We start from the raw sequence: 2176 nt of genomic DNA on the forward strand, positions 1-2176 counted from the left end.
TCATAGGCTTGCGCCGTGGCGATATAGGTCCAGGGCGCAAGCCTATGATGACGAGATGCGTGAGCGCATCGCGTTGCACCGGTCGCGGCGCGGCGAAGGCTGGACGACCATCGACGCACCGCTCGATCTCGCCGGCGCGCTTGCCGCCTTGCCGGACGATCGGCCGGTGCTTGTCGACTGCCTGACGCTGTGGCTGACCAACCATATGCTGGCCGAACACGATTTCGAGCTGGAATGCCGGCGATTGGCGGAGGTGCTGTCGCGGCCGCGCGGACCCTGGTTCTTGGTGTCCAATGAAGTCGGACAAGGCATCGTGCCGGACAATGCACTGGCGCGCCGCTTTCGCGATGCCGCCGGCCGGCTCAACCAGCAGGTCGCGGCGATTGCCGATACGGTGCTGCTGATGGTGGCGGGGCTGCCGCTCAAGGTGAAATGATATGACCGATATCGACGATAAGGACGAAGAGCGCCACCGCGCCAAGATGGCCAAGCGCAAGGCGGTGCAGGATGCCGAGGTGGCGAGCAAGACGGTCGAGAAGGGATTGCTCATCGTCAACACCGGCCCGGGCAAAGGCAAGACCACGGCCGCCTTCGGGCTGGCGCTGCGGATGCTCGGCTACGGCAAGCGCGTCGGTGTCGTCCAGTTCATCAAGGGCAAGTGGCACACCGGCGAGAAAGACGCCTTCGCCGCCTTCGGCGACCGTGTCGTGTGGCACGCGATGGGCGAGGGGTTCACCTGGGAAACCCAGGATCTGAAGCGCGACATCGCTGCCGCCGAAGCCGCCTGGGCCAAGGTGCTCGAACTGATGGCCGATCCGTCGATCAGCCTGCTGGTGCTCGACGAATTGAACATTGCGCTGCGCTACGACTATCTCGATCTCGACAGAGTGGTTGGCGCGCTAAAAGCGCGGCGCGAGGGCCTGCATGTCGTTGTCACCGGCCGCAACGCCAAGCCGGCGCTGGTCGAGGCCGCAGACCTCGTCACCGAAATGAGCGTGACCAAGCATCATTTTTCCGCCGGCGTGAAAGCGCAGCAGGGGATCGAGTTCTGAGTGTTCCTCAACCTCCCCAGACGGGGGAGGGTGAGGTTAGGTCACAACGATGACAACGACCGAAACCAACCCGAACAGAGCGATCAGCAGATAGTCGGCGACGCGATAGAGTTTCAGCGCCTGCCTGATGTCGAGGCTGTCGGCTTCACGCCGCCCACCTTCGCCCATGAAGACGTCGTCGACCAGCACGCCGCCATAGAAGCGCGGGCCGGCGAGCGCCAGGCCGAGCGCACCGGCCATCGCCGCTTCCGGCCAGCCGGCATTGGGCGAGCGGTGTTTTTTCGCGTCGCGCCGCACCGCATGCCAGGCTTTTTTCGCATCAGCGCCTTTGACGAAGAACGCCGCCAGCACGATCAGAAGCGCCGTCAGCCGCGACGCCGGCAGGTTGATCCAATCGTCAAAGCGCGCCGCCGCCCAGCCGAACGCCTCGTGGCGCGGGGTGCGGTGGCCGATCATCGAATCGGCGGTGTTGGCGGCCTTGTAGGCGGCGCCGCCGGCCCGGCCGCCGACGCCGGTCCAGAAGGCAGGGGCGACGATGCCGTCGGAAAAATTCTCGGCCAGGCTCTCGATCGCCGCGCGGCAGACCCCGGCCCGGTCGGGCGTTTCAGGGTCGCGACCGACGATCCGCGAAACGGCAAGGCGGGCCAAGGCGATGCCGCCGGTGTCGAGGGCGTCAGCCACCGCCTCGACATGCTCATAGAGGCTCTTCTGCGACAGAAGCGACGTTGCCAGAAGGGCCGTGATGACGAGGCCCATGGGAACGAACCAGAACAGGATCTGCACGCCCAGGCCAATTATCGCCGGCACCAGCACGATGACCAGCAGCGCCTGGACACCGCGCTTGCGACGCAGCGCGTCGGGATCAGTGGCGCGGTTGAGCCTGCGGTCGAGAAAGGATATCAGCCTGCCGAACCACGTCACCGGATGGCCGATGGCGCGAAACAGCCAGTCGGGGTAACCGAGGGCGAATTCGACGACCAATGACAGGAAAGCGATCAGGACTGACATGAAGCTTCTTAATGGGGCGGTTGTGGACCATGGTGGAAGTCTTGGCCGCGCGAGGGTGCTTTTCCCCAACGCCCTGCTGCCTTTCGTCGACCTCTCGACCGGTATCAATCCGCACT

General features: G+C 65.0%; 3 protein-coding genes and 1 pseudogene. 3 read left to right on the forward strand and 1 reads right to left on the reverse strand.

Annotated elements, in window-relative coordinates:
- Together ENZ75_RS29685 and cobO are read left to right on the forward strand one after the other, a co-directional pair.
- Window positions 1-436, forward strand: a 436-nt coding sequence (locus ENZ75_RS29685; RefSeq protein WP_164888110.1) for a bifunctional adenosylcobinamide kinase/adenosylcobinamide-phosphate guanylyltransferase, incomplete at its 5' end; no start/stop codon positions are given.
- Window position 437: 1 nt separating this feature from the next.
- Window positions 438-1052, forward strand: coding sequence for a cob(I)yrinic acid a,c-diamide adenosyltransferase (cobO, locus tag ENZ75_RS29690; RefSeq protein ID WP_063168228.1), 615 nt, complete (start codon window positions 438-440; stop codon window positions 1050-1052).
- Window positions 1053-1088: 36 nt separating this feature from the next.
- On the opposite strand, the gene cbiB is transcribed toward cobO, so the two are convergent.
- Window positions 1089-2060, reverse strand: a complete 972-nt coding sequence (gene cbiB / locus ENZ75_RS29695) for an adenosylcobinamide-phosphate synthase CbiB (RefSeq protein ID WP_128278544.1) — start codon at window positions 2058-2060, stop codon at window positions 1089-1091.
- On the opposite strand from cbiB, the pseudogene ENZ75_RS35405 reads away from it, so the two are divergent.
- Window positions 2059-2176 (forward strand): annotated as a pseudogene (locus tag ENZ75_RS35405) (threonine-phosphate decarboxylase); the annotation flags it as partial. The gene cbiB and the pseudogene ENZ75_RS35405 sit on opposite strands and share 2 nt — an antisense overlap.

Source organism: Mesorhizobium sp. M7A.F.Ca.CA.002.04.1.1, assembly GCF_004022805.1.
Classification (GTDB): domain Bacteria; phylum Pseudomonadota; class Alphaproteobacteria; order Rhizobiales; family Rhizobiaceae; genus Mesorhizobium; species Mesorhizobium ciceri.

What these genes read in the sequence shown, in the direction of transcription:
- cobO (WP_063168228.1), top strand. Translation starts at nt 438, where the DNA reads ATGACCGATATCGACGATAAGGACGAAGAGCGCCACCGCGCCAAGATG.
- cbiB (WP_128278544.1), bottom strand. Translation starts at nt 2,060, where the DNA reads ATGTCAGTCCTGATCGCTTTCCTGTCATTGGTCGTCGAATTCGCCCTC.